The organism is Allostella sp., assembly GCF_041913585.1.
In the GTDB taxonomy this organism is placed as follows: Bacteria; Pseudomonadota; Alphaproteobacteria; order ATCC43930; family Allostellaceae; genus Allostella.
The window spans coordinates 18468-22559 of record NZ_JAYSFE010000081.1 but is presented as its reverse complement, the minus strand read 5'-3'; the positions used below and the strand labels follow the sequence as shown (position 1 = coordinate 22559).

The following is a 4092-nucleotide window of genomic DNA, read 5'->3' as shown; positions in this document are numbered from 1 at the left end:
GGCGAGCTGCTCGGCTGCTGGGTGGCCGATGTCGGCCTCCTCAACACCATCTTCCTGCTGCGCGGCTACGGCGACGACCGCGCCGGCCTGCTCGCCGACCACGCCGCGGTGACCGAGAGCGAGAACCCCTTCGGCATCGGCGACGTCACCGTCGCGCGGACGATGGACGCCTACCAGCCGTTCCCGTTCCTGCCGCCGATCCGGCCCGGCAACTACGGCCCGGTCTACGAGGTGCGGACCTACATGATGGCGCCGCACGGCCTCGCGCCCACGATCGAGGGCTGGGAGACGACGCTGCCCGGGCGCCGCGCCCTGTCGAGCCCGCTCGTCGGCATGTACTCGGTGACCGGCGCCGGGACCCGCTTCATCCATATCTGGCCCTACGCCAGCGCCAGCGACCGCTACCGCATCCGCACCGAGGCGCAGGAGAAGGGCCTGTGGCCGCCCAAGGGCCGCACCGACCGGCTGACCGAGATGCGGTCGGAACTCTACCTGCCGACGGGCTTCTCGCCGACGCAGTAGGAGATCGGTCCTCGCTATCCCGCCTGCGGCGGCGGCTCGGCGGCGACCGGCACGACCGTGACCTCGGCGCCGGGGATGAGGTCGCGGATGTCGGCCGCGATGCGGTCGACCGAGGCCTGGACGTCGCCCATGGTCCGGCCCGGCGCCATGCCGAGCACGATCTCGACCAGGGGCGTGTTGCCGGAGACGCGGGAGCGGACGGAGACGAGGGCGTCGTAATCGTCGAAATGGGTGATGAGGGCGCGGTTGATCCGCTCCTGCTGCGCCTCCTCCAGCGTGCGGTCGAGCAGCGACGGCAGCGAGCGCCGCCACATCGACACCGCCAGTTCCAGCATCACCAGGGCGACGAAGAACGAGCCGAGGGCGTCGGCTGCGACCCCGACCGGCCCGTCGCCGTAGACGGCGTTGACGATCAGCGCGACGAACACGACCCCCGACGAGATCAGCTTCGCGAGCCGGGCCCGGATCTGCCCCAGCATGATGACCGACGTGCCGTCGCGGCCGGCCCGCCACAGCGCCCAGAATGCCAGCCCGTTCTGCACCACGTTGGCGAAGCCCACGGCCGCGGCGAAGGCGAGGCCGAGTGCGGCCTGCTCCGGCGGGTGCCACCAGCGATAGACGGCGGCCCCGCCGATCCACAGTCCGGTCAGGCCCATGGCGAAGCCGATCCCGAGGTTGGAGAACTGCTCGAGCTGTCCCGCGCCATAGTCGTAATTGTGGGTCTTGCGGCGGTGGATGCGCCGCAGCAGCGCGAAGAGCGTCCACTCCAGCGCGAGAACGAGGGTTCCCCGCGCCGTCTCGGCCAGCGTGGTCAGCGAGTTGGCCCAGACGGCCGCGACGATGTAGGACAGCCACATCGCGATGTCGGAGACGCAGGCGATCAGCATGGAGCGTTCGCGCTGGCGCGCCTGCTCCGAGATCGCCTGGCCGCCATAGTTGCTCTTGCCCATCCGTGCGGCCATCCTGATCTGCCAATGCGTGAACTATGCCAGGAACGGCGGCCGGTTCACGCCGGAATGCACTGCTTGACCCCGGCGACGGCCGCGACTAGTGTCCGCGCCCGTTCTCGAACGTCCGAGAGCATTGTGCCCCCGAGGGGGCCGGCCGGTCCGCGAGTGTCGCGCGCCGGCCCGATTTCGTTTGGGCGCGTTGCGCGACGCGCGCCGGCAGGGTGAGTGCATGTTCGAAAGCCTGACGACACGGCTGGGCAATGTCTTCGACCGCCTGAAGCGGCGCGGGGCCTTGTCCGAATCCGACGTCGGCGAGGCGCTGCGCGAGATCCGCGTCGCCCTGCTGGAGGCCGACGTCGCGCTCCCCGTCGTCCGCGACTTCGTCGAGAAGGTGCGCGAGAAGGCGGTCGGCCAGGAGGTCGTGCGCTCGGTCACGCCGGGCCAGATGGTGGTCAAGATCGTCCACGACCATCTGGTCGAGACGCTGGGCACCGCCGCCTCGGAGATCAACCTGGAGGCGGCGGCGCCGGTCGTGGTGCTGATGGTCGGCCTCCAGGGCTCGGGCAAGACCACGTCCACCGGCAAGATCGCGCTCCGCCTCCGGACGCGCGAGCGCAAGCGCGTGCTGATGGCCTCCCTCGACGTCGCGCGGCCGGCCGCCCAGCGGCAGCTGGCGGTGCTGGGCGAGCAGGCCGAGGTGCCGACGCTGCCGATCGTCCCGGGCGAACCGCCGCTGGCGATCGCCCGCCGGGCGCTGCAGACGGCGCGCCTGGAAGGCTACGACGTGCTGATGCTCGACACGGCCGGGCGCCTGCACATCGACGACGCGCTGATGGCCGAGGTCGCCGCCGTCCGCGATGCGACCAAGCCGACCGAGACCCTCCTCGTCGTCGACGCCATGACGGGCCAGGACGCCGTCAACGTCGGCAAGAGCTTCGCCGAGCGCGTCGGCATCACCGGCATCGTGCTCACCCGCGTCGACGGCGATGCCCGCGGCGGCGCCGCGCTCTCGATGCGCGCCGTCACCGGGCAGCCGATCAAGCTCATCGGCACCGGCGAGAAGCTGGACGCCATCGAGCCCTTCCATCCCGAGCGCATCGCCGGCCGCATCCTCGGCATGGGCGACGTCGTCAGCCTCGTCGAGCGGGCGGCGGAGACGATCGAGAAGGAGGAGGCCGAGCGCCTCGCCGCCAAGGTCCAGAAGGGCGAGTTCGACCTCGACGACCTGCTGTCGCAGCTGCGCCAGCTCAAGAAGATGGGCGGCGTCTCGGGCCTGATGGGCCTCCTGCCCGGCATCGCCAAGGTCAAGAAGCAGATGGCCGAGGCCAACATCGACGAGAAGGCGCTGGGCAAGCAGGAGGCGATCATCCTGTCGATGACCCGCGTCGAGCGGAAGAAGCCGGACCTCATCAAGGCGTCGCGCAAGCAGCGCATCGCCGCCGGCTCCGGCTGCTCGGTGCAGGACGTCAATCGCCTGCTGAAGCAGTTCGACCAGATGCGCGCGATGATGAAGCAGGTCAGCAAGCTCGGCGCCAAGGGGATGATGCGGGGCGGCATGCCCGGCATGGGCCTCGGCCCCGGCATGATGCCCAAGGGCTTCGATCCTTCCCGGTTCGGCCGCCGCTAGGCCCGGCCGACCCACCCGAAACCAAGACCTTCACCCAATCCCGAACGGAGACCGAGAACCCATGCTGAAGATCCGGCTCGCCCGTGGCGGCGCCAAGAAGCGCCCCTTCTACTCGATCGTCGTCACCGACTCGCGCAACCCGCGCGACGGCCGCTTCCTCGAGAAGATCGGCACCTACAACCCGATGCTGGCGCGCGACCATGCCGACCGGCTGAAGCTCGACGACGCGCGGGCGACCCACTGGCTGAACTTCGGCGCCCAGCCGTCCGACCGCGTCGCCCGCTTCCTGGCCGACCGCGGCCTGCGCGCCCCGGTCGCCACGAAGGAGACGCCGAAGAAGAGCGCCCCCAAGGCGAAGGCCCAGGAGCGCGCCAAGGCCGCCGCCGCGGCCGAGGCCTGAGCCGACGGGCAGCCTTCGGGACCGGCGACCATGGACCCTGCGACGGTGGCGGCCGCGGATGACGGCGACCCGCTGGTGCTGGTCGGCACGGTCGTCGGCGTCCACGGCGTGCGCGGCAACGTGAAGATCAAGAGCTACACCGACGATCCGGCGGCGCTCGGCCGCTATCGCCCGGTCCTCGACGGCGAGGGGCGGCCCGTCCGCCTGCGCGTCGTCGGCGAGGCCAAGGGCACGGTGCTGGCCCAGTTCGACGGCGTCGCCGACCGCGATGCCGCGGAGGCGCTGCGCGGTACCCGTCTCTTCGTCCCGCGCTCGGCCCTGCCGCCGCCCGCGGAGGAGGAGTTCTACCATGCCGACCTGATCGGCATGGTGGTCGAGACCGGCGGCGGCGAACGGCTGGGCACGGTCGTCGAGGTCGCGAACTACGGCGCCGGCGACGTGCTGGAGGTGCGGCCGGAGCGGGGGACCTCGATCCTCGTCCCCTTCACCCGCGCCGTGGTCCCGGTCGTCGACCTCGCGGCGCGGCGGGTGGTCGTCGATCCGCCGGCCGGACTGCTCGACCCGGTGCGGGCCGACGAGCGGGACGGGGCCGA

Annotated in this window: 5 protein-coding genes; 4 read left to right on the top strand and 1 reads right to left on the bottom strand. The window is 71.5% G+C overall.

Annotated features, from left to right (window positions below):
- Positions 1-522: NIPSNAP family protein (locus tag ACE3Q3_RS15620; RefSeq protein WP_374447641.1), on the top strand; the 522-nt coding region annotated here is incomplete at its 5' end.
- Between the two features lie 14 nt (positions 523-536).
- Here the strand turns inward: ACE3Q3_RS15620 and ACE3Q3_RS15615 are convergent.
- On the bottom strand, positions 537-1472 hold the full coding sequence (locus tag ACE3Q3_RS15615; RefSeq protein WP_374447639.1) for a cation diffusion facilitator family transporter: 936 nt from the start codon (positions 1470-1472) through the stop codon (positions 537-539).
- A 229-nt stretch (positions 1473-1701) separates the two neighbouring features.
- Here ACE3Q3_RS15615 and ffh point away from each other — a divergent pair, with 229 nt between their 5' ends.
- From ffh to rimM, 3 genes are all read left to right on the top strand, one after another.
- Positions 1702-3099 (top strand): signal recognition particle protein, encoded by a 1398-nt coding sequence (gene ffh / locus ACE3Q3_RS15610; RefSeq protein WP_374447637.1) that lies wholly within the window; start codon positions 1702-1704, stop codon positions 3097-3099.
- A 61-nt stretch (positions 3100-3160) separates the two neighbouring features.
- Positions 3161-3499, top strand: coding sequence for a 30S ribosomal protein S16 (gene rpsP / locus ACE3Q3_RS15605; protein WP_374447635.1), 339 nt, complete (start codon positions 3161-3163; stop codon positions 3497-3499).
- Positions 3500-3529: 30 nt separating this feature from the next.
- On the top strand, positions 3530-4092 hold a 563-nt coding region (rimM, locus tag ACE3Q3_RS15600; protein WP_374447632.1), incomplete at its 3' end, for a ribosome maturation factor RimM.

Excerpts from the sequence above, each read along its gene's own strand:
- ACE3Q3_RS15615 (WP_374447639.1), bottom strand. The coding sequence starts at position 1,472 with ATGGGCAAGAGCAACTATGGCGGCCAGGCGATCTCGGAGCAGGCGCGC.
- ffh (WP_374447637.1), top strand. The coding sequence starts at position 1,702 with ATGTTCGAAAGCCTGACGACACGGCTGGGCAATGTCTTCGACCGCCTG.
- rpsP (WP_374447635.1), top strand. The coding sequence starts at position 3,161 with ATGCTGAAGATCCGGCTCGCCCGTGGCGGCGCCAAGAAGCGCCCCTTC.